This is a genomic window from Klebsiella sp. K5-204 (genome assembly GCF_030128585.1).
Taxonomy (GTDB): Bacteria; Pseudomonadota; Gammaproteobacteria; order Enterobacterales; family Enterobacteriaceae; genus Klebsiella; species Klebsiella quasipneumoniae.
The window spans coordinates 124,448-146,548 of record NZ_JAKUZS010000005.1 but is presented as its reverse complement, the minus strand read 5'-3'; the positions used below and the strand labels follow the sequence as shown (position 1 = coordinate 146,548).

General features: G+C 59.7%; 23 protein-coding genes. 8 read left to right on the top strand and 15 right to left on the bottom strand.

Annotated elements, in window-relative coordinates; all coding sequences use genetic code 11:
- The first annotated feature begins 148 nt into the window (after positions 1-148).
- Positions 149-1,354 carry an exonuclease subunit SbcD gene (gene sbcD, locus MKR05_RS14575; protein WP_049013802.1) on the top strand — a complete coding sequence of 402 codons (1,206 nt, stop codon included), beginning with the start codon at positions 149-151 and terminating at the stop codon, positions 1,352-1,354.
- A complete protein-coding gene (sbcC, locus tag MKR05_RS14570) occupies positions 1,351-4,488 on the top strand; it encodes an exonuclease subunit SbcC (RefSeq protein ID WP_238875304.1) in 3,138 nt (1,045 codons plus the stop codon). Before sbcD ends, sbcC begins: the two co-directional genes overlap by 4 nt.
- A 74-nt stretch (positions 4,489-4,562) precedes the next feature.
- Here the strand turns inward: sbcC and mak are convergent, their stop codons facing one another.
- Positions 4,563-5,477 carry a fructokinase gene (gene mak / locus MKR05_RS14565; RefSeq protein ID WP_101866139.1) on the bottom strand — a complete coding sequence of 305 codons (915 nt, stop codon included), beginning with the start codon at positions 5,475-5,477 and terminating at the stop codon, positions 4,563-4,565.
- Positions 5,478-5,568: 91 nt separating this feature from the next.
- Between mak and rdgC the strand changes: the two genes are divergently transcribed.
- The gene (rdgC, locus tag MKR05_RS14560; protein WP_002890285.1) at positions 5,569-6,480 is read left to right on the top strand and encodes a recombination-associated protein RdgC; all 912 of its coding nucleotides are present in this window, start codon (positions 5,569-5,571) and stop codon (positions 6,478-6,480) included.
- A gap of 72 nt (positions 6,481-6,552) precedes the next feature.
- Here rdgC and ppnP read toward each other — a convergent pair whose 3' ends face one another.
- The 4 genes from ppnP to aroL form a co-directional block, all read right to left on the bottom strand.
- Positions 6,553-6,837 (bottom strand): pyrimidine/purine nucleoside phosphorylase, encoded by a 285-nt coding sequence (gene ppnP / locus MKR05_RS14555; RefSeq protein ID WP_002890284.1) that lies wholly within the window; start codon positions 6,835-6,837, stop codon positions 6,553-6,555.
- Positions 6,838-6,914: 77 nt separating this feature from the next.
- Entirely contained in the window at positions 6,915-7,595 is a 681-nt protein-coding gene (locus MKR05_RS14550) for an AroM family protein (protein WP_072096489.1), read from the bottom strand.
- 249 nt (positions 7,596-7,844) lie between these two features.
- Positions 7,845-8,036, bottom strand: a complete 192-nt coding sequence (locus tag MKR05_RS14545) for a YaiA family protein (RefSeq protein ID WP_008805350.1) — start codon at positions 8,034-8,036, stop codon at positions 7,845-7,847.
- A 71-nt stretch (positions 8,037-8,107) separates the two neighbouring features.
- Positions 8,108-8,641 carry a shikimate kinase AroL gene (gene aroL / locus MKR05_RS14540; RefSeq protein ID WP_023288577.1) on the bottom strand — a complete coding sequence of 178 codons (534 nt, stop codon included), beginning with the start codon at positions 8,639-8,641 and terminating at the stop codon, positions 8,108-8,110.
- Between the two features lie 328 nt (positions 8,642-8,969).
- Between aroL and MKR05_RS14535 the strand changes: the two genes are divergently transcribed.
- Positions 8,970-9,662, top strand: coding sequence for a DUF2076 domain-containing protein (locus tag MKR05_RS14535; protein WP_284118273.1), 693 nt, complete (start codon positions 8,970-8,972; stop codon positions 9,660-9,662).
- On the opposite strand, the gene MKR05_RS14530 is transcribed toward MKR05_RS14535, so the two are convergent.
- Positions 9,659-10,117 carry a YaiI/YqxD family protein gene (locus tag MKR05_RS14530; RefSeq protein WP_004204870.1) on the bottom strand — a complete coding sequence of 153 codons (459 nt, stop codon included), beginning with the start codon at positions 10,115-10,117 and terminating at the stop codon, positions 9,659-9,661. The genes MKR05_RS14535 and MKR05_RS14530 overlap by 4 nt on opposite strands.
- A 116-nt stretch (positions 10,118-10,233) precedes the next feature.
- Between MKR05_RS14530 and proC the strand changes: the two genes are divergently transcribed.
- Positions 10,234-11,043, top strand: coding sequence for a pyrroline-5-carboxylate reductase (gene proC, locus MKR05_RS14525; RefSeq protein ID WP_023288574.1), 810 nt, complete (start codon positions 10,234-10,236; stop codon positions 11,041-11,043).
- Between the two features lie 69 nt (positions 11,044-11,112).
- On the opposite strand, the gene psiF is transcribed toward proC, so the two are convergent.
- From psiF to MKR05_RS14500, 5 genes are all read right to left on the bottom strand, one after another.
- Positions 11,113-11,430, bottom strand: coding sequence for a phosphate starvation-inducible protein PsiF (gene psiF, locus MKR05_RS14520; protein ID WP_048296829.1), 318 nt, complete (start codon positions 11,428-11,430; stop codon positions 11,113-11,115).
- 91 nt (positions 11,431-11,521) lie between these two features.
- On the bottom strand, positions 11,522-12,952 hold the full coding sequence (phoA, locus tag MKR05_RS14515; RefSeq protein ID WP_165453656.1) for an alkaline phosphatase: 1,431 nt from the start codon (positions 12,950-12,952) through the stop codon (positions 11,522-11,524).
- Positions 12,953-13,041: 89 nt separating this feature from the next.
- Positions 13,042-13,302 (bottom strand): anti-adapter protein IraP, encoded by a 261-nt coding sequence (gene iraP, locus MKR05_RS14510; RefSeq protein WP_004204875.1) that lies wholly within the window; start codon positions 13,300-13,302, stop codon positions 13,042-13,044.
- Between the two features lie 301 nt (positions 13,303-13,603).
- A complete protein-coding gene (locus MKR05_RS14505; protein WP_023288571.1) occupies positions 13,604-14,803 on the bottom strand; it encodes a multidrug efflux MFS transporter in 1,200 nt (399 codons plus the stop codon).
- Between the two features lie 169 nt (positions 14,804-14,972).
- On the bottom strand, positions 14,973-15,656 hold the full coding sequence (locus tag MKR05_RS14500) for an extensin family protein (RefSeq protein WP_023288570.1): 684 nt from the start codon (positions 15,654-15,656) through the stop codon (positions 14,973-14,975).
- A 99-nt stretch (positions 15,657-15,755) separates the two neighbouring features.
- Here MKR05_RS14500 and ddlA point away from each other — a divergent pair, with 99 nt between their 5' ends.
- Positions 15,756-16,853, top strand: coding sequence for a D-alanine--D-alanine ligase (gene ddlA / locus MKR05_RS14495; protein WP_023288569.1), 1,098 nt, complete (start codon positions 15,756-15,758; stop codon positions 16,851-16,853).
- A gap of 31 nt (positions 16,854-16,884) precedes the next feature.
- On the opposite strand, the gene MKR05_RS14490 is transcribed toward ddlA, so the two are convergent.
- Positions 16,885-17,088: a DUF2754 family protein gene (locus tag MKR05_RS14490; protein ID WP_004204881.1), complete on the bottom strand. Its 204-nt coding sequence runs from the start codon at positions 17,086-17,088 to the stop codon at positions 16,885-16,887.
- Positions 17,089-17,340: 252 nt separating this feature from the next.
- On the opposite strand from MKR05_RS14490, the gene MKR05_RS14485 reads away from it, so the two are divergent.
- On the top strand, positions 17,341-17,643 hold the full coding sequence (locus MKR05_RS14485) for a YaiY family protein (protein WP_023288568.1): 303 nt from the start codon (positions 17,341-17,343) through the stop codon (positions 17,641-17,643).
- Here MKR05_RS14485 and MKR05_RS14480 read toward each other — a convergent pair.
- The 3 genes from MKR05_RS14480 to MKR05_RS14470 form a co-directional block, all read right to left on the bottom strand.
- The gene (locus tag MKR05_RS14480) at positions 17,640-18,746 is read right to left on the bottom strand and encodes a DUF1615 domain-containing protein (protein WP_284118272.1); all 1,107 of its coding nucleotides are present in this window, start codon (positions 18,744-18,746) and stop codon (positions 17,640-17,642) included. The two genes, MKR05_RS14485 and MKR05_RS14480, sit on opposite strands and share 4 nt — an antisense overlap.
- Positions 18,747-18,764: 18 nt before the next feature.
- Positions 18,765-19,985 carry a peptide antibiotic transporter SbmA gene (gene sbmA, locus MKR05_RS14475; RefSeq protein WP_032453450.1) on the bottom strand — a complete coding sequence of 407 codons (1,221 nt, stop codon included), beginning with the start codon at positions 19,983-19,985 and terminating at the stop codon, positions 18,765-18,767.
- Between the two features lie 117 nt (positions 19,986-20,102).
- Positions 20,103-20,615: an isochorismatase family protein gene (locus MKR05_RS14470; RefSeq protein WP_072096510.1), complete on the bottom strand. Its 513-nt coding sequence runs from the start codon at positions 20,613-20,615 to the stop codon at positions 20,103-20,105.
- Positions 20,616-20,834: 219 nt separating this feature from the next.
- Between MKR05_RS14470 and ampH the strand changes: the two genes are divergently transcribed.
- The gene (gene ampH, locus MKR05_RS14465) at positions 20,835-21,995 is read left to right on the top strand and encodes a D-alanyl-D-alanine-carboxypeptidase/endopeptidase AmpH (RefSeq protein WP_023288566.1); all 1,161 of its coding nucleotides are present in this window, start codon (positions 20,835-20,837) and stop codon (positions 21,993-21,995) included.
- Positions 21,996-22,101: the final 106 nt, after the last annotated feature.

The window sequence follows — 22,101 nt, the reverse complement described above, 5'->3', positions numbered from 1 at the left end:
AGTGCGGCGTCATTATGCGTCACTTTTGTGACAGATTTATGAAAAAAATGACCGTCTGACGATCGGGTATTTTGAAGCATGACGCGGACTTACCCCTCTCCGACAAATGGTATACTGCCGCTCATGCTTTTTTCGCTAGGGAAGATTTATGCGCATCCTTCACACCTCCGACTGGCACCTGGGCCAGAATTTTTACAGCAAAAGCCGTGCGGCCGAACATGACGCCTTCCTGACCTGGCTGCTGGCCCGCGCGCAGGAGCATGAAGTCGACGCCATCATCGTGGCCGGCGATATTTTTGATACCGGATCGCCGCCGAGCTACGCTCGCGAACTGTATAACCGCTTTGTCGTCCAGCTGCAGCAGACCGGCTGTCGCCTGGTGGTGCTGGCGGGCAACCATGATTCGGTGGCGATGCTCAATGAATCCCGCGATATCCTCGCCTTTTTACACACCACCGTCGTGGCGAACGCCGGCTGCCCGCCTATTGAGCTGCCGCGGCGCGACGGCACCCCAGGCGCTATCTTCTGCCCGGTGCCGTTTTTACGCCCGCGCGAGCTGGTCACCAGCCAGGCTGGCCACTCCGGTCGGGAAAAACAGCAGCTGCTGCTGCACGCCATCAGCGACTATTATCAGGAGCAGTATCAGCAGGCCTGCGCCCTGCGCGGCGATCGGCCGCTGCCCGTGATTGCCAGCGGCCATCTGACTACCGTCGGCGCCAGCAAAAGCGATGCCGTTCGCGACATTTATATTGGCACGCTGGATGCCTTCCCGGCGCAGCACTTCCCCCCTGCCGACTACATTGCGCTGGGCCATATTCACCGGGCGCAGGTGGTTGGCGGCTGCGAGCACATCCGCTACAGCGGCTCGCCGCTGCCGCTGAGCTTTGATGAAACCGGCAAAGCGAAATCGGTGCATCTGGTGAGCTTTAGCGATGGGCGACTCAGCGCCGTGGAGACCCTTGAGGTGCCCGTCACCCAGCCGCTGGCGGTCATCAAAGGCGATCTGGCCGCCATCACCGCCCAGCTGGCGCAGTGGCGCGGCGTTGAACAGGACCCGCCGGTGTGGCTGGATATCGAAATCACCACCGAGGAGTACCTGCACGATATTCAGCGTCATATTCAGGCGCTGACGGAGGATCTGCCGGTGGAAGTCTTGCTGGTGCGCCGCAGCCGCGAGCAGCGCGAGAAAATACTGCTCAACGCCCAGCGGGAGACCCTCAGCGAACTGAAGGTGGAAGAGGTGTTCGAGCGCCGGCTGGCGCTGACCGAGATTGACGATGAGAAGCGCGCCCGGCTGCACGAGCTGTTCGCTCATACGCTGCATACGCTCACCGCGGAGGACGAAAACGCATGAAAATCCTCAGTCTGCGTCTGAAAAACCTCAACTCCCTGAAAGGGGAATGGAAGATAGACTTTACCGCCGAGCCGTTCGCCAGCAACGGCCTGTTCGCCATTACCGGCGCCACCGGCGCCGGGAAAACCACCCTGCTCGACGCCATTTGCCTCGCGCTCTATCACGAGACGCCGCGCCTGAATAAAGTCTCCCAGTCGCAAAATGACCTGATGACCCGCGATACCGCCGAGTGTCTGGCGGAGGTGGAGTTTGAAGTGAAAGGCATCGCCTACCGCGCCTTCTGGAGCCAGAACCGGGCGCGTAACCAGCCAGATGGCAACCTGCAGGCGCCCCGCGTCGAGCTGGCGCGCTGCGCCGACGGCAAAATCCTCGCCGATAAGGTCTCGGATAAGCTGGAGCAAACCGCGACGCTCACCGGCCTCGACTATGGCCGCTTCACCCGCTCGATGCTGCTCTCCCAGGGGCAATTTGCCGCCTTTCTGAACGCGAAGCCGAGCGATCGCGCGGAGCTGCTGGAGGAGCTGACCGGCACGGAAATCTACGGTCAGATTTCGGCGATGGTCTATGAGCAGCACAAAGCCGCTCGCCATACGCTGGAGAAGTTCGAAGCCCAGGCGGCGGGCATCGTCCTGCTGACGGAGGCCCAGCAGCAGGCGCTGCAGGAAAGTTTGCAGGTACTTACTGACGAAGAGAAAGCCCTGCTGGCGCAGCAGCAAAACCAGCAGCAGCAGCTTCAGTGGCTAACGCGTCGCGATGAGCTGGCGCAGCAGCAGCAGCAGGCGGTCAGCGGCCAGCAGCAGGCCCGTCAGGCGCTGGCCGACGCCGCGCCGGCGCTGGCCAGGCTTGAGCTGGCCCAGCCCGCCGCCCAGTTGCGCCCCTTATGGGAGCGGCAACAGGAGCACGCGGCAGGCCTGGCGCAAACCCGCCAGCGAATCAATGAAGTGAATGCTCGCTTACTTACCAGCACGGCGCTGCGCGCGCGCATTCGCCGCAGCGCCCTGCATGCCCAGCGGCAGCGTCAGGCTGAACTGGCCGACCTGGCGCAGTGGCTGGCGGCCCATGAGCGATTTCGCTTATGGGGCCAGGAGATCGCCGGCTGGCGGGCGCAATTTTCGCAGCTGACTCGGGATAATCAGCAGCTGACGGCCCAGACCACCCGCCTGGCCGCGCTGCGCCAGAAGCTGGCCGATCTGCCGGCCAGCCCTCTGTCGCTGACCGCCGATGACGTTGCGGCGGCGATGGCGCAGCAAACCCAGTCGCGACCGCTGCGCCAGCGGCTGCTCTCCCTTCATGAACAGCATCAGCTGCTGCGCAAGCGTCTGCGCCAGAACGCCGAAAGCGTACAGCAGGCGCAGGCGGAGCAGGCAAAACTCAACGCCACACTGGCGCAGCGCCGGGAGCAGTACAAAGACAAAAACCAGCACTATCTCGACCTGAAGGCGCTCTGCCAGCGGGAAGAAACGATTAAAGATCTGGAAGGTTACCGCGCCCGGCTAGAGGCCGGTAAACCCTGCCCGCTGTGCGGCTCCTGTGAACACCCGGCGATTGAACAATACGCCTCGCTGACGGTCACGGATAACCAGCGCCGCCGCGATGCGCTGGAAAAAGAGGTCGCCGCGCTGAAAGAAGAAGGTTTGCTGATCCTCGGGCAGGTCAACGCCCTGACGCAGCAGCTCCAGCGTGAAACCGAAGCGGCCGGGCGGCTCGCTGAGGAAGAGCAAGCGCTCACTAAAGCGTGGCAGGAAACCTGCGCCTCTCTTCAGGTCACGCGGGATATTGCGCAAGAGATAAACGACTGGATACAGGAGCAGGAGCGCTACGAGCAACAGCTCTACCAGCTCAGCCAGCGCCTGATGCTGCAGAGCCAGCTTAACGATCAGGAGGCGCTGGCGCGCCAGGCTCAGCAGCAGCTGACGGCCACGCGCCAGGGGCTGGAGAGCGCCCTGCAGACCCTGACGCTCAACCTGCCGGAAGAAGGGACAGAAGCCGCCTGGCTGAACGCTCGCGAAAGCGAATTTGCCCAGTGGCAGGCGCAACAGACCCGGCATGGCGCCATTCAGGAGCAGATTGCCGCCCTGCAGCCGCTGCTGGAGACGCTGCCAGCCAGCGACGAGGCAGAGGCTGAAGCTGAGCCGGTGGTTCCCGACAACTGGCGCGCTATCCATGAGGAGTGCCTGGCGTTGCACAGCCAGCTTGTCGCCCAGCAGCAGCTGGAGACCGAAGAGAAGGCGCGCCTGGACCAGTCGCAGGCGCAATTTACCGCCGCCCTGGCCGCCAGCCGCTTTAGCGATCGGCAGGCGTTTCTCGCCGCGCTGCTGGATGACGAGACCGTCCAGCGGCTGACGCAGTTAAAACAGACGCTGGAGCAGCAGCTCCAGCAGGCGACGGCGCTCTGCGAGCAGGCAACCCGTCAGCAGCAGGCGCACCTGGCGCTGCGTTCGCAAGGGACGGACGCGGACATCCCCGCCCTGCAAACCCAGCTGCACGCCCTGGCCCAGCGGCTGCGGGACAACACCACCCGCCAGGGCGAGATCCGCCAGCAGCTCAGGCAGGACACAGAGAGCCGTCAACATCAGCAGGCGCTGGGGCGACAGATTGCAGAGGCGGCGCAGCGGGCGGATGACTGGGGCTATCTCAATTCGCTGATCGGCTCCAGCACCGGCGACCGGTTCCGCAAATTCGCCCAGGGGCTGACGCTGGATAATCTGGTCTGGCTGGCAAACCAGCAGCTTAACCGCCTGCACGGGCGCTATCTGCTGCAGCGCAAAGCCAGCGAAGCGCTGGAGCTGGAGGTTGTCGATACCTGGCAGGCCGACGCCGTGCGCGACACCCGCACCCTCTCCGGTGGCGAAAGTTTCCTCGTCAGCCTGGCGCTGGCCCTGGCGCTATCAGATCTGGTGAGCCATAAGACGCGGATTGATTCCCTGTTTCTTGATGAAGGCTTCGGCACCCTCGACAGCGAAACGCTGGACACGGCGCTGGACGCGCTGGACGCGCTGAACGCCAGCGGCAAGATTATCGGGGTGATCAGCCACGTGGAGGCGATGAAAGATCGCATTCCGGTGCAGATCAAAGTGAAGAAGATCAATGGTCTGGGCTACAGTCGGCTGGACAGAGCGTTTGCGGTGGAGTGAGGTTTGAATCATTGCGATGTCCCCTCACCCTAACCCTCTTCCGGAGCGAGAGGGTCGGGGTGAAGGGGAGCGGTTCAGGTCCCCTGGAGCGGCCACAGCCATGCCGCGCCGCGTACTCCGCTGGAGTCGCCGTGCATCGCTTTGCGGATCGGCGTTGCACACTCGCCGCCGAAGACCCACTGTTTCACCAGGTCCGGCACCGTCTGATACAGCCGCTCGACGTTGCTCATCCCGCCGCCCAGCACGATAACGTCCGGGTCGAGGATATTCACCACGTGGGCCAGCGATTTCGCCAGCCGCTGCTCGTAGCGGCTCAGCGCCAGTTCGGCTTTTTCGTCACCTTCCCCCACCAGGCGCATAATCTCGCTGCCGGTTAACCCCTTGCCGCTCAGCCGCTGGTAGTCAGTGGCAAAGCCGGTGCCGGAGATAAAGGTTTCGATACATCCCTGTTTACCGCAGTAGCAAGGCACTTCCGCACGGTAGCGCAGCTCATCGTCGTTCATCCACGGCAATGGGTTATGTCCCCACTCGCCGGCGTTACCATTGCCGCCGATATGCGCCCGCCCGTTGAGCGCCACGCCCGCGCCGCAGCCGGTGCCGATAATCACCGCGAACACCGTGTGCGCCCCCGCCGCCGCGCCGTCCACCGCTTCCGACACCGCCAGACAGTTGGCGTCGTTAGCCAGCCGCACTTCACGGTCGAGGCGCAGGCTGAGGTCCTTATCAAAGGGCTGGCCGTTGAGCCAGGTCGAGTTGGCGTTTTTCACCACCCCGGTATAGGGCGAAATCGTGCCCGGGATCCCCATCCCCACGGTGCCACGCTGTCCGGTCGCCTGCTCGGCCATCGCCACCAGGGTGGCGATAGTCTCGATGGTTTGCCGGTAATGCTCCCGCGGCGTGGGTAACCGATGGCGAAACAGCTGCTCTCCCTGGTCGCTCAGGGCTATCACTTCGGTTTTTGTGCCACCTAAATCAATACCAATACGCACGCTCAGCTCCTCACCCCGATTAACAATGCAAGCATAGCGACAATTCGCTATCATGCCCGCCTGATTTAACGACAAAGCCGTGGAAATTATCATGCTGTGGTTCAAAAATTTAATGGTTTACCGTCTCAGCCGCGATATCGAATTGCGCGCCGAGGAGATGGAAAAACAGCTGGCCGAGCTGACATTTACCCCTTGTGGCAGCCAGGATATGGCGAAAACCGGTTGGGTATCGCCGATGGGATCGCACAGCGACGCGCTGACGCATACGGCGAACGGCCAGATCATTATCTGCGCGCGTAAAGAAGAAAAGATCCTGCCGTCGCCGGTGATCAAGCAGGCGCTGGAGGCGAAGATCCAGAAGCTGGAAGCCGATCAGGGGCGCAAGCTGAAGAAAACTGAGAAAGATTCCCTGAAAGATGAAGTGCTGCACTCGCTGCTGCCGCGCGCCTTCAGCCGCTTCAGCCAGACGATGATGTGGATCGACACCGTCAACGGCCTGATCATGGTGGACTGCGCCAGCGCGAAGAAAGCGGAAGATACCCTGGCCCTGCTGCGTAAAACCCTCGGCTCGCTGCCGGTGGTGCCGCTGACCCTGGAGAATCCGATTGAGCTGACGCTGACCGAGTGGGTCCGCTCCGGCACCGTGGCGCAGGGCTTCCAGCTGCTGGACGAAGCCGAGCTGAAAGCGATGCTGGAAGATGGCGGCGTGATCCGCGCCAAGAAGCAGGATCTGGTCAGCGACGAAATCGCTGTGCATATTGAGGCCGGGAAGGTCGTCACCAAGCTGGCGCTGGACTGGCAGCAGCGTATTCAGTTTGTGATCTGCGACGACGCGTCAATTAAGCGCCTCAAGTTCTGCGATGAATTACGCGACCAAAACGAAGATATCGATCGGGAAGATTTCGCCCAGCGCTTTGACGCCGACTTTATCTTAATGACCGGCGAACTGGCTGCCCTGATCCAAAGCCTGGTGGAAGGGCTCGGTGGCGAAGCGCAGCGCTAAGCGCCGCTTTCCTTCCTGCCAGGCAGGAAGGAAAAATACAACCCGGCGGCAAGCGCCGGGCGTTACGCTGGCTTACAGATAGCGGCACAGATAAGAGGTTGGCTCAGCCACCTGCAGATGGAATTCGCTGTTGCCTGGCACATTGAAGACTTCGCCGGCGGCGTAAACTTTCCACTCAGTCTCACCCGGCAGCAGGACATTCAGCGCCCCGCTGACCACCGTCATCTCTTCCGGCTGCGCCGTACCAAAGGTGTATTCTCCTTCTGCCATCACGCCAACGCTGGCGCGACCGGTACTGCTGCTGGTGAAGCCAATGGATTTCACTTTTCCGTCAAAGTATTCATTGCTTTGAAGCATAAACAAGCCCTTCTGATCGTCGTTGAAAGGCTCAATATAGGGGGCGCTCCTTGCCCCTGTCACGTGAAATTAACACATTAGACTAATAGTTCTGCCGCCAGTCGGGAAACCAGCACATTCGACAGCAAAACCGGGACATCAAGGGCTTTTTGTAACACATCGCGATGATGCTGATAGTAACCAAGACAGTCGAGGACCAGCACGTCGGCGCCCTGCTCCAGCAGCGCTTTACCGGCGGTTAACAGCTCGCTGTCGCTACCGGTAAACGGGTTGGCCAGCGCGTAGTACGGCGACTTCTCCAGTGAATGCCACTTTTGTCGCTGCATGGGCATGATCTCTTCCACCGGCACGATCACCCCGACCTGGTGCCCATCAACGATCGACGCCACCAGCGGCGGAATGATCCGCTGCGGCTCGAGGAGGATCGCGTGGTGGGTGGTAAAACCGGTCAGCTGTTCGGAGCTGAGCAGCAGGATCACATCAAAATGCTGTCGATCCAGCATGGCGATCACGCTGCGAACATCACGTTCAATTTTTTGTCGCGACACCATCACCAGCTGGTTATCGCTGAGCAGGGTCAAGAGACCCTGTTCGCCGTCACCCACGGCGTACTCTGCCATCACGTCATCACGCGTCATCTCGCCCAGCAGGCTGATGTGAGCGATCTGTTCTTCCCTGATATGTTCGGTCAGGAGCGGTAATACTCCCGCCAGCGGCACAACGCCGATGGTCAAAATTGCCATCGTTGCACTACTCATATCATGTACCTTTTCACTACCACTGCTTCAACACAGGCTTACCACACACAGCATTCGCCCCCCTGGTGAGTAAAAATCAACCGTCGAGAAGCGTAGCAGCTCCACGCCGCAGTAGAATGTAAAGATTGCCCGGCGGCGGCGGCGCGCCTGAAAAATCCGTGTGTTAGATATTGATTAGTACGACTGATAAATAAAAAGTGTGAGGTATGCCCGATATTGCCCGCAGAGCAGGCAATCCGGGCTCAGGGGTTACGACTTGTCAGGATCTTCGTAGCGCCGCTTGGCATCCACGGCTTCCTGCTCGGTAGGATGTTCGCTGATCAGCGAATTGGGTTCAGGATAGTCCGCGCGAAGTTGATACCAGGTGACCGTCTGACCCTGCGGGCCTTTCTCTACCGCAACCACGCGCGCTTCTCTCGGATATGGGGGCCTGTTTGGCATAGTTCTTCCTTCTTCTGGTATCAGAACTATCAAGTATAGGCGCCCCTCGCCGCCTTAATGTAAGTAAATTCTTAACTTACCGGGGTGGCCGCCGCGCCGCACAGCATGGTCATAATCTGTTCCACCACCCGATCCGGGGCGGCCGTAGCATCGACAATATGATGGGCAGCGTCACGGTATAACGCTTCACGCTGCGCCAGCACCTCGCCCACTTCCTCACGCACCGGTTTCCCGGTGAGCGTCGGCCGCTGTTCGGCTTTCGGGTAGGCTTCCAGACGGTCAATCAGCGCCGATACCGACGCCTGCAGATAGATCACCACACCGTTCTCCCGCATAAACTGGCGGTTACATTCCGCAAGAATGATGCCGCCGCCGGTGGCGATCACCGTATTCGGCAGGGTCACGGCCTTCAGCGACAGAGTCTCCAGCTCGCGAAAGCGCGCCCATCCTTCCGCCTGCACGATCTCCGCCACCGTCCGCTGCTCATGGGCCTGCAGCCGATGATCGGTATCGGAGAACTGAAAATGCCGCGCTCGCGCCAGCGCATGGCCGACGGTGGTTTTACCGCAGCCGCGTGGCCCGATGAGAAAGATTGGCTGTGTCATAACCGAAGACCCCCTGGTTCCGTCTGTCGCAAAAAAAGGAAAACGAAAGAACGTATTATCGCTGTCTGTTCCGCAACGCATACGTAAAGAAAACGTTACACAACTTCTTTACACCCCATCACCACAGTGAGACAAGGGGTTCTTAATGTAAACTTATCATTGCATGTACTGTTTAACCAGCTTTACTTTCTGCCGGGCGTTATTTTTTATCCGCTGCTGGCGTAAACGGTAACACATTTATGCATAGCTTTACGAAGCAACATATTTACAACATCGTGTTTCAGACGCACCCTGATGCCTATTCGACAGTGTGACAGAGGAATGTAACATGCAATCTGAAGAACAACGCCTTATTGATGGACTGTTTTCCCGGCTGAAAGAGGCTGAGGCGCACAGTGCATCGCGCGATGCCAGCGCCGAGGAGCGGATTGCCCAACACGTGAGCGCGCAGCCGGCGGCCCCCTACTATATGGCGCAAACCATTCTTATCCAGGAAGCCGCGATTAAACAGCTCAACGATCGCATTCAGGCGCTGGAGAGCCAGGTCAGCCAGCTGCAGGCGGCGAAGCCCAGCAGCGGCGGATTCCTCTCCGGCCTGTTTGGCGGCGGCGGCTCGTCACGCGGTTCTGACCCGATCCCGGGCGCGGAGCAATACGGTCGCCCGCAGGCCAGCGCGCAGCCGCAGTATGCCCCACAGCAGCAGCAGAGCTATGCCCCGCAGGCTGCCGCACGCGGCGGCGGCTTTATGGCGGGCGCGCTGCAAACGGCCGCAGGCGTAGCGGGCGGCGTGGTGCTGGGCAATATGCTGACCAATATGTTCAGCGGCTCGCACCCGCAGGAGATTGTTAATATCATCGAAGAGAAGCCGCAGCCTGATGCCGCCGCGCAGGACGCCGCCGCAGGAGACGATCCGTTCCGTCAGGGAGACGATCAGTTCCTTGCCGACAACACCTGGAACGACGACTTCGACGCCGGCTTTGGCTATGATGATATCGGCAGCGATGACGACAGCTGGGTTTAACCCTGCTGACGTTTAACCGCCAGCAACCACTTCTCCAGCTCGGCGGCAAACTGTTGCCGATCGCGCTGCGATAAACTATCCGGGCCGCCGGTCTGAACGCCGCTGGCCCGTAATGTCTCCATAAAATCCCGCATCGTCAGCCGCTCGCGGATCGTCGCCTCGCTGTAGCGCTCTCCGCGCGGATTGAGCGCCGCCCCGCCCTTCGCCAGCACCTCCGCCGCCAGCGGAATATCGGCGGTGATCACTAAATCCCCCGCCGCGCACTGACGGACGATTTCGTTATCCGCCACGTCAAAACCCTGCTCAACCCGCAGGGTGCGGATGAAACGCGACGGCGGTACGCGCAGCGGCTGGTTCGCCACCAGCGTCAGCGGCGTCTGGGTCCGCTCTGCCGCGCGGAACAATATCTCTTTAATCACGTTCGGACACGCGTCTGCATCCACCCAAATGGCCATGCCAGCTCCTGTTACCTGCAATAAGTGCCGCCAATGTTACCTGCTTTTCTCCCCCATGAAAGCGTCAGGATGATAAGCTAATCAGATCGTAACGAAAAAAGCAGAGGGGAATGGTGATGGATAAGAAAATTGGCTTTATCGGCTGCGGCAATATGGGTAAGGCCATTCTGGGTGGACTGATCGCCAGCGGCCAGGTACAGCCGGGACAAATCTGGGTCTACACCCCGTCGCCGGACAAGGTTGCGGCTCTGCGCGACCAGTACGGCATCAACGCCGCCGATAGCGCCCAGGAAGTGGCGCAGATTGCCGATATCGTCTTCGGCGCGGTGAAGCCGGGGATCATGACCAAAGTGCTGGGCGATATCGCCTCCAGCCTGAATAAAGAGTCTCTGGTGGTCTCTATCGCCGCCGGCGTCACGCTTGACCAGCTGGCGCGCGCGCTCGGCCACGATCGCAAAATTATTCGCGCGATGCCCAATACGCCGTCGCTGGTTAACGCCGGCATGACCTCCGTTACGCCAAATGCGCTGGTGAGCAGCGAAGATGTGGCCGAAGTGCTGACCATTTTCCGCTGCTTTGGCCAGGCGGAGCAAATTGCCGAACCGATGATCCATCCGGTGGTCGGCGTTAGCGGCTCGGCGCCGGCCTATGTCTTTATGTTTATCGAAGCGATGGCCGATGCCGCCGTGCTCGGCGGAATGCCGCGCGCTCAGGCTTACAAATTCGCCGCTCAGGCGGTGATGGGCTCCGCCAAAATGGTGCTGGAGAGCGGTGAGCATCCGGGAGCGCTGAAAGATATGGTCTGCTCTCCTGGCGGGACCACCATCGAAGCCGTGCGCGTGCTGGAAGAGAAAGGCTTCCGCTCCGCGGTGATCGAAGCCATCACCCAGTGCATGGAAAAATCAGAGAAACTGAGCCGCTCCTGAAGCTGAGCAGGCGGGCTGGAAGCCCTGAGAGGTCAAAGAACAAGGGAGCGCGCGAGCGCTCCCTTTTTTTCAGGCTTTCTTCAGGCAGCTACTCATGAAGGTGCTGCGTTCATCGCCCTTCAGTGATTTTGCCGAAGCCGCTTTGTTGCAGTCGCTCATCTTCTGCTGCTGAGGCGTGAGGGTCTTTCCTTGCGGCGTGGTGGTCTCTTTTTTCAGGCACTGGCTCATAAAGGTTTTGCGCTCATCCCCCTTCAGCGCCTTGGCTGACGCTTGCTGATTGCAGTCCGTCATCTTTTGCTGCTGGGGAGTAGGCGTTTTTTCTGCCGCGCCAACCGCGCTGATAAAGATCAAGCCAAACAGTAGGGTCATCAGTAAGGTTATTTTCATCGCACCATCCTTCTGTGAGTGGAACGTTGTAAGTCTGGACGCAGATAGAAAAAAAACCAGCCGGTGACGCGAATTCGCCACCGGCAGCGACTTATTTGAGACTCAGGGCCGCTTTCATGGTCGAGAAGAGGTCGGTCTGGTCGGTCAGGCCGACGACGTTAGCCGCATGCGGACCGTAGGCCGCAATGCGCAGCTGGGTGCCGGTGTGCTCCATCGACTCTTCCTCGGAGTTACCGTAACTCATCACCATCACCGCGCCATCGTGCGTGTTCAGGGCCTGGGTCAGCCCCGGGGCTTTGCTATCCGCCGGGATAATCTGGCTGGCGTGCGCATGGTCGGCAGTGACGATCACCAGGGTATTGCCGTCTTTTTTGGCAAATTCCAGCGCCTTCTGCACCGCCTCGTCGAGGTCAACGGTTTCGCCGATCTGGCCGCACGGATTCGCCGCATGATCCTGCTTATCGATGGAGGCGCCTTCCACCTGCAGGAAGAAGCCTTTCTCGTTGCGGCTCAGCAGGTCAATCGCTTTCTCCGTCATCTGCGCCAGCGTCGGCACCGAGGCGTCGCGTTTCGGGTTTGGCGTACAGGTCACCGGCGGCTTATCGATATTACCGTGATAAGACGCCTTGGGCCCTTCCCAGCGTACCGGCATATTGCCGTCGGCGAAGAGTCCCAGCAGCGGTTTATCCTGGCTGGCTGCCGTCGCGGCGGCAAGAGAGGCCGCGTCGGTCACAATCTGGTAGCCGCGCGCTTCCGCCTGCTCGCGCAGGGTTTTGCCCTGCCACTCGCCCGCCATCGCCGTTTCGGCAAAGGTCTTCGCGCCGCCGCCCAGGGTGACATCCGGCCGGGCGTTCAGCAGCTGTTCGGTAATGGAGCCTTTGCCCCCTTTCTCCAGCGCATTACTGGGGCATTTTTCGCTGGTGACCGTGGGGCCGTAGCATTTACGCGATGTCACATGCGCCACCAGCGCCGCGGGGGTGGCGTCCTGCAGCTCGGCGGTAGAAACGTTGCCGGTGGCCAGGCCCGCCGCTTTCGCCAGCTCGAGGATGGTCTGATGCGCGTTCTCATGAATATCGACGCCCAGCGCGCCGTTATAGGTCTTCACGCCGGTGGTCCAGGCGGTGGCGGAGGCCGCCGAGTCGGTGACGTAGTCCGGTTTACCGGTTTTTTTATCCAGCGAATAGTGCGTGTACTGCCCGGTTAACGGCAGGGCGTCAATGCCTTTAAAGAAACCGCCCGCCCCTTCCGCATAATTTCGCGCAGCGGTAATTTCAGAATCACCCATGCCATCGCCAATCAGCAAAATAACGTTTTTGGCCGGCTTATTGATTATCGAGGCGCGCAGCGCTTCGGTTTGATCGCCCGTTAAACGACGCGCGCCGCCGGGAGTGGTGATATCTCCCTGGGCAGCGCGATTTTCCAGAACCGGCGCGGCAGTAGTTTCCGCATGAATAACCGGCGAGCCCAGCAGAGGCAGCAGGGCAATAAACAGGGCGCTTAATTTCACTTTTGTCATCTCCATGTAAAAAATACTTAAAAAAACAAAACGTGGGAGACTTTATAAAAGGGAGATGACAGAAAAATGACGGCATCCTTGTCGCGTCGCAAAGATTAGCTACGAGGATGCCGCAACAGCTTCTTTAGATATTGCTGCAGCAGGATGGCATCCTGGTCGTTGACCGGCGGACAGGGCGTCACCTGGTCTATCGCCTGCTCAATATCCTGAATCAATGCCTGCTGGGCATCATGCTCCATATGGCGCAATAATGCGGTGACCACGATCTCCAGCGCTTCAACCTGCACCGTCAGTTCCTTTGCTTCTTCTTCTTTTTGCGCCAGTTTAACCAGTAACTCAGCAATGAGATTCTTCATAGCACCAGTTCCTTATGCGAGGTCTGTTTTTCGATTGAGATGTCATACCCGATGACGGACCTCAGAATTACTTAAAATAAGAATCGTCGCAACACCCAATATACAGCGAAACGTTTTACCACAACAAAATACCACTATAAATAGTATTGTTTAATCATGAGCGGCGCTGTTTATAACCAAAGTGCGTCGGAAATAATAAAACGGAATAGCGCTCACGCCATGGCGATAACAAAAAGTAATGATAAATCTACTGTCGGTGAAAAATGCTGACGGTATGGCGTTAAATACCGTCAGCCGAGGTTCAGGCCTTCGCCCGGCGGGTGCGGCGCAGCATCCATGCCAGCTGCCAGAGGTTGATGAAGACGATAATGGCGGTGGCAATAAATACCCAGCGGAAGCCGGCCATCGCCGATACGGAGGCGCCAATCAGCGGCCCGGCGACGTTGCCCAGATACATAAACGACTGGTTATAGCCAAAGATGCGCCCGGTGACGCTGTCGCTGCTGTATTTCAGCAGCAGGGTCTGCACCGCCGGAAGCATCGCGCCATCGGCAAAGCCGAGCAGAAAACGTAGCGTCCCCAACTGCAGCGGGGTGGTGACAAAGGACATGGCGAAGAACATCACCACCGCGCAACAGAGCGTCGCCAGCAGGATCCGCGAAGTGCCGATGCGGTCGCCAAGCTTACCCAGCCGTGGGGCAGAGATCAGCGCCGACACCCCGGGCACCGCGGCGATCATCCCGGCCAGAAAAGCGATATTGTTGCTGTCCGGCGCCATCGACTTGATAAACAGCGCCAGGATCGGGCCAATTGAGCCGTTACACAACTGGATCACCAGGGTGGTGAAAAAGAGGCTGATCACCAGCCCCGGATAGGGCAAGGAGGCAAAGACCTGTTTCCCGGTGAGACGATCGGTTTTGCTGACCGGCGGGCGGCCCCCCTCTTTGATCAGAAACAGGGTGACCAGAAAACTGATGGTCAGCAGGATCGCCGTAATAAAAAAGACCATCCGCAGCCCGACGTGGTCCGCCAGGAAACCGCCCAGCAGCGGGCCGCCGATCACCCCGCTGATTTGCGCCGTCGACAGGGTGCTCAGCGCCCAGCCGCTACGCTCGCGCGGCACCTGGGAGGCCACCAGCGCCATGGCGTTGGGGATATAACCGGAGGTTAAGCCCATGATCGCCCGCAGGATAAACAGCTGCCAGACGTTGGTGGCGAAGGCCTGAAGTAAAATGGCGATCGCCATTCCCAGCGAGGCGCGCAGCAGCATCAGCTTGCGGCCTTTGCGGTCCGCGAGGCTCCCCCACATCGGCGAGACGATCGCCGAGACCAGAAAGGTGACGCTGAAGGTCAGCCCCGACCACATCGACAGCGCTTCATGCGAGGTGACGCCCAGCTGGGAGACGTAGAGGGGTAAAAAGGGGAGAATTTGACTGATCGCCAGGCCGGTAAAAAAGCACCCAAACCAGACGGAGATGAGATTAACCTTCCAGGATTCCATAACTACGCGTATTCATTAATGATTTGCCAATTATTACCTAGCTTAGCAATTTCATTCCACTGGTGTACTACCATAGATGCGCTGGCGGTGAGTTTGGTGTTTTATGAATGCGCATGAGAGGCTGACGAAGCATTTTCTGGTTATTCAGGCTGCTCACAGGGCTTTATGCTCAAAAGCAGAAGCCCTGCCCGCGCATGCCAAAGTGAAAATGGTTGGCGTGCGCCGCGTTGTACTCCGGCCCCAGCGCGTTGCCGAAGTAAGGGCAGCTGTTGCTCAACAGCGCCGCCAGCCAGGGGTGAGAGCGCTCGCTGCGCCAGCCCTGCAGGACGCTGATGCGTCTGCCGTCCGTCAGGCGGAAGCCGCTGACATCAAGGGCATCCGCCGTCGCGTGTTCACTGCGCCGCGCCTGTTCCCGATGGTAGATATTACGGCAGGCGAAGCTGCCGAGATGATCGATCTGGCGCAGATCGCTGGCCATCAGCTGACGGGTCAGCGGCTTCGCCTGCTGTTCGACGTACAGCGCGCTGCTGAGCGCCAGCGGGCAGCTGGCGAGGAAACTGCTGCTCAGCTGCACCGAGCCAAAATTAGCCACCCGCACCACGTTACGCAGCGGGCAGGCGCCCTCGCTGTCGGCCACCGGCTGGCTGGCGATGAGCCGCCGACGGTTGGCCTCCGCCAGCAGAGAGGCGCACTGGTCGGCCGTCAGGCTGCGCAACTTGAACGACGTCAGCCAGCCAGGGGGATCGTCAAGGGCCAGCGGCGCCAGCGGATTCAGGTGTGGCGGCAGATAGCGATATCCCACCAGGCCCGCGCCGAGCAGCCCGGCCAGCACCAGCAGCGTCTTTCCTCTCACGCCCGCTCCCGTCAATTGATCAGGTAAATATTATGGCAGGCAGGCGGCGGTTTCACATGGTATGTTATGCCCTTTGATGTAATCTGGATGGAAGTTGAAATGGCAAAGATGAGGGTTGGGATCGTTTTTGGCGGTAAGTCGGCAGAGCATGAAGTGTCGCTGCAGTCAGCGAAGAATATCGTGGAAGCGATTGATAAATCACGCTTCGATGTGGTTCTGTTGGGGATTGATAAACAGGGGCTATGGCACATCAACGACGCCGGCAACTACCTGCTCAATGCTCAGGATCCTGCCCGCATCGCCCTGCGCCCTTCAACGGTGACCCTGGCGCAGATCCCGGGCCGTGAAGCGCAGCAGCTGATTAACGCCGAAAGCGGCCAGCCGCTGGCGGCCATCGATGTGATTTTCCCCATCGTCCACGGCACGCTGGGCGAAGATGGCTCCCTGCAGGGGATGCTGCGCATGGCCAATCTGCCTTTCGTCGGATCCGATGTGCTGGGCTCTGCGGCCTGTATGGACAAAGATGTGACCAAACGCCTGCTGCGCGACGCCGGGCTCGCCGTCGCGCCGTTTATCACCCTGACCCGCGCCAACCGCGCGCAGTTCAGCTTTGCCGATGTCGAAGCGAAGCTGGGCCTGCCGCTGTTCGTTAAGCCGGCCAACCAGGGATCGTCGGTTGGCGTCAGCAAAGTTAAAAACGAAGAGCAGTACCATCAGGCGGTGGCCCTGGCCTTTGAATTTGACCATAAAGTGGTGGTAGAGCAAGGCATTCAAGGCCGGGAAATTGAGTGTGCGGTGCTGGGTAACGACCACCCGCAGGCCAGTACCTGCGGCGAAATTGTCCTCAACAGCGAGTTTTACGCTTACGACACCAAGTATATCGACGACCAGGGCGCGCAGGTGGTGGTCCCCGCCGCTATCGCCCCGGAGATCAACGACAAGATCCGCGCTATCGCGGTGCAGGCTTACCAGGCCCTGGGCTGCAGCGGCATGGCCCGCGTCGACGTCTTCCTCACCGCCGACAACGAGGTGGTGATCAACGAGATCAACACCCTGCCGGGCTTCACCAACATCAGCATGTATCCGAAGCTGTGGCAGGCCAGCGGCCTCGATTACACCAGTCTGATCACTCGCCTGATTGAGCTGGCGCTGGAGCGCCATGCCGCGGACCGGGCGCTGAAAACCTCCATGAACTAAAACGCGTTTACCCCGCCTGGCAGCGGCGGCCTCAGGCCTCTTCTGCCGGGCGGCGGCGGATCACAAAGCCCGCGATCCAGAAGCTTATCACCCAGGTGACCAGACCGACGGCGTAAGATTGCCAGCCCTGCGTCTCAAACCCCAGCAGCCCCACCACGCCATTAAGAATAAAAATTAACCCCAGCGCCACCGCGTAGTAGTGCCAGTCGCGGCGAATTTTATCAGTGAGCTTCATGCGGCCTCCAACAGCAAAAAACGCATCTTCGCATAGCCGCCCGCGGCGGTCTGTAGCGATATGGAGAATGTTGCTGGATTGCGACGCCGGTCTCCCTTTTCCCTTCCTGTGGCGCGGTTAACACAACGGCGAAAACAGGATTATTCCTGGAGGGCAATTACCAGCAATCTGATACTGGCGACGGCGTCGCACTGCCAGAATACCTGCCATAGAGCTGGAGAAAAAACCAGCAGTACAGAGGTGGGAGGGCCTATGGCTGAATTCAGTTTTTCAAAATCGCTTTTGGGAAATAAAAAAAGAGGGGCGCTGACCGGCAGCCATGTCGCTTACGGACTGTTCGTCCTGATCTGCTGCTGGGCCGGCGCGCAGATGCTCAGCATGCTGATCCACGCCCCGGGAGTCTTTGAGCGCCTGATGCAGGCCCAGGACGCCAGCCGTCCACAGGTCGACATCAGCCTCGCCGTTGGCACCCTCTTTGGCCTGATCCCTTTTCTGATCGGCTGCTCGTTCATCGGGCTGCTGGCGCTCATTGTGCGCTGGCGTCGGCGCCGTTAACGCCGCGCCATACAGCTTGCCCGCCGCTCATCGACCCGTTTCGCAAACCACGCCGTCGTCAGATTACGGGTGATTTTCGGACTCTCAAGCTGGATCCCCGGCAACATCTCCCGCGGCAGGGTTTTGCCCGCTTTTTTATCCGCGAGGCGGAAAACCTGTTGATAGAGGTCGGTCTTCTCAAACGCCAGGCTGTCGCCCTTTTTCAGCTGGCTATGGATCTCGCTGTCGCTCATCCCCAGCTGGCCCGCCAGGCGGCGCACCGCCAGCTCGGTGCTGCCCGGCTCATCGCTGTCATAGCGGATAAGGTCGCCGTCGAGCGCCAGTTTCACCCCGCTGGCTTTCACCACCGCGTTCTGGAAGGCGGCGTTACGGCTGGCATACCAGCCGGCGTTAAAGTCGGCAAAACGGTACAGCGGCACGCTGTAGCTGGCCGGGTAGTTCAGCAGATGATAGGTGCCAAACCACAGGCCGCCGCGCAGGCTGAAGACCTCCTGGCGCACCGTACCGTTCATTTTCCACGGGTAGCCGGAGGTGTGCTGCTCGGCAAAGGCGATGCCGACCTGCATTGGGCCGCCGGTGTGCACCGGGTTCAGGGAGCCGAACAGCTTCTGCCCCATCGGCACCATCCCGATAAAGTCATCAAAAATAGCGCTCAGCTGCTTTTCCGTCTTCACGTTGTCCAGACGGTCGCTGTAGCTTTTGCCGTTTGGCGAGGTGATCTTCAGCGCGGTATGGACCAGAAACAGCGGAATGTGCATTTTTTCCGCCCGGCGGTCGATCTCCTGCCAGGCGATTTTATTCAGCCCCGGCACCACCGGGTCGGACTGATAATTGGACTCCTGCTGCGCGACCGCCAGCACCGAGCAGACGTTCTCTTCCGTCGGCGCCAGCTTCTGGCTGTCAAAGGCGGTGGCGATGGCTTGCGCCCAGGCCTCCCGATCCTTGACGCTGGCGGGCATTTTCTGCCGCACCACCGACGCCACGTCAACGGGCTTCTCGCCCTCTTTCAACACCGGCGCCTGTTGGCTGGTACAGGCGCTTAGCACCACGGCCGCCAGCAGCGTCAATGAACCGGGTATAATGCGCGATAAACGTGCGGCCATCCTGCTTCCTTGTCTTGATTAACGTAATGTCGGGATCGCTTCCTGCAGCGGCTTGCCGTCCAGTTCGCGCTCAAAGCTGCGCAGACGTTTGTAGATGGACATCAGTTCCACCAGCGTCGTCCACGAGCTGATCAGGTACTGGAACGAACCGCGCACCTGGCCGAAAACGTTGGTAATTTGCGTCATCAGCCCGAGGGTAATCGTACCGGCAACGATCGACGGAAACAGCAGGAAAAGGCCGAAAACGTTATCCACCTGCAGATAGAGAATGCGGGCGATATTGAAATACATATAGTGGAAATAGAGACGGAAATAGTTGCGACGCACCGCGCTGAACAGCTCGCGCACCGTCGGCGGCGTGGCGCGGGTTTCATCGTCCTCGCCGTAGACCAGCTCTTTACGATAGGCCGCTTCCACGCGCTGGTTTTTAAACTCCAGACCCGGCAGCTTAATCCCCACCACCGCCAGCAGGCCGGTCCCCATCAGCGACCAGACGATCGCGGCAATCACCAGGCCATACGGCAAGTGACCGACGATAGGCAGGTCGGGAACGTGTTGCGAGAGCGTCACCAGCACCGGCAGGAAGGCGATCAGGGTCATCACCGCGTTGATAAAGCTCACGCCCATATCCTCCAGGGTGGAGGCGAAGCGCATGGTGTCTTCCTGCACACGCTGCGCGGCGCCTTCGATATGGCGCAGATGCTGCCAGTGGGCCATGTAGTGTTCGTTCATCGCCGTGCGCCAGCGGAAGACGTAGTGGCTGACGAAAAAGTTGTTCATCACGCCGATGATCACCGCGATGAGCGCGATGCCGAGAAAGATGCCGATCTCATGATAAAACTGGTTGATGCTAACCTTATGCGGGGTGGCCAGCGCGCTCTGGATCAGGTCATAGAACGGCGCATACCAGGCGTTGATCGCCACCCCCACTTCCACCAGAAACCAGGTGACGAAGATGATGAGCGACGTGCCGAGAATCGACCAGTACTGCCAGCGATGCGGGCAGTAGACAAACCAGAACAGCGCAAACACGCCGACGCAAAACAGATAGTAAGCGTAGAACACCAGATAGTTGAGCGACCAGAAGCGCGCCGCGCTGATCGCCACATCCTGCGATGCCCCGGTGACCCGCAGCAGCCAGTCGCCGCCGCCCGCCTGCCAAAAGATCACCGCCAGCAGCGACCAGATAAAGGCAGAAATAAAAAACGGCCCCGGTTTGGGGAAAAAAGATTTAAACATCATTGTCTCCTGCTAACTTCTTATCGTTCTGCTATTGCTGTATACGACGCATACGTCGGCCGCCGCGTGAAAGCGTTCTCGCGGGGCAGACGGATGATAAGACCGGATATCAACAGCTTAGTTCTGCTGCCAGGCGTGCAGAATTGTTTCTGTGGGTTTCACCTGTAAAGGATTGCCAGGAACGGTCAGCGTACGCCACACCTCATTGTAGTGGGCGATGAGCGTCGCGGCCTGCGCGGCGGGGCGGTTGGCGGTGGTGTGGGCATCTTCCGCGATAACAATGCCGTATCCGCGGCTGGCGCCGTTTTTAATGGTGGTGTCGAGGCAGTAGTCGGTGGCGCAACCGCAGATGACAAACTGCTGAATGTCGTGTTCCCGCAGCACCTGCTCCAGCGAGGTGTGGTAGAAGGCGTCGCAGGCGGTTTTAGTGACATAGAGCGCGCCGGCCGGCTGCTCCAGCTCAGGGAGCAGGGCGAAGCCTTCGCTGCCGGCTTCGAGGCCGCCGGCCTCATCATGTTGAATAAAAATGACCTTATCCGCCGCGCGCACCAGACGATTAATTTGCGCGACGCAGCGCTCACGCGCCAGACGCGGCGTGGCGAACACGCCGTTTTGCATATCCACGACCATCACTACCCGTTGAGCCGCCATTGTTTTCTCCCGCGAACCTTCAGCCAAACGGTCATCATACGCGCCGGCGAAAAAAGCCGATATCCGAAAGCGTAAAAAAGTCTTTTTTACGCACCGTTACCTTTTTCCTGCAGGAATGTCGTGAATCCCGCTTTGTTCTGCGCCACTTCGTAGTATAAATACCCTCTTCTCTTTTATTTATTTAATGGATGATTTCCGTTGAAACGTAGTTTGCTCATTTTTGCTGCGCTGTGCGCGGCGTCGTGGACCTCGGCGCAGGCCGTACAGCCCACCGTTGACCCGGTTTTCGCCTCGGATGTGGTCGATCGTTACGCCAATCATATCTACTACGGCAGCGGCGCCACCGGCATGGCGCTGGTGGTGATCGATGGCAATCAGCGTGTGTTTCGCAGCTTTGGCGAAACCCGCCCCGGGAATAATCAGCACCCGCAGCTCGACTCGGTGATCCGTATCGCCTCCCTCAGCAAACTGATGACCAGCGAGATGCTGGTGAAGCTGCTCGACCAGGGGGTGGTGAAACTCGACGATCCGCTGAGCAAATACGCCCCGCCGGGCGCCCGGGTGCCTGACTGGCAGGGAAAACCGATCACCCTGGTGAATCTCGCGACCCATACCAGCGCCCTGCCGCGCGAACAGCCTGGCGGCGCCGCCCATCGCCCGGTGTTTGTCTGGCCGACCCGCCAGCAGCGCTGGAGCTGGCTCTCTACCGCGACCCTGAAGACCGCGCCGGGCTCGCAGGCAGCCTACTCCAACCTGGCCTTTGATTTACTGGCGGACGCGCTCTCCACCGCCGCCGGCAAACCTTATCCGCAGCTGTTTGAAGAACAGATCACCCGGCCGCTGGGGATGAAGGACACCACCTTTACCCCGTCGCCGGACCAGTGCCAGCGGCTGATGATCCCGGAAAAAGGCGCCAGCCCGTGCAACAACACCCTGGCGGCAATCGGCAGCGGCGGAGTCTACTCGACGCCGGGGGATATGATGCGCTGGATGCAGCAGTTCCTGTCATCCGATTTCTATACCCGCGGCCAGCAGGCCGACCGGATGCAGACGCTGATTTATCAGCGTAACCAGCTGACCCGGGTGATCGGTATGGACGTGCCGGGCCGCGCCGACGCGCTGGGGCTTGGCTGGGTGTATATGAAGCCGAAGAATGGCCATCCGGGGATTATTCAGAAAACCGGCGGCGGCGGCGGGTTTATCACCTATATGGCGATGAATCCGCAGGCTAACGTCGGCGCTTTTGTGGTGGTGACCCGCTCGCCGTTAACCCGCTTCAACAATATGAGCGATGGCATCAACGACCTGGTCAGCGAGCTGAGCGGCGCGCAGCCCAACATGCAGACGGCCAGCCAGTAAGCCCGGGGGAGGTTTCGCCGATGCGACATAACGATCGTTTTGGCGAAACATCCCGCTGCCATTTCAGTTACACTACCGTCTTTCATTTCACAAAATCAGGCAAACC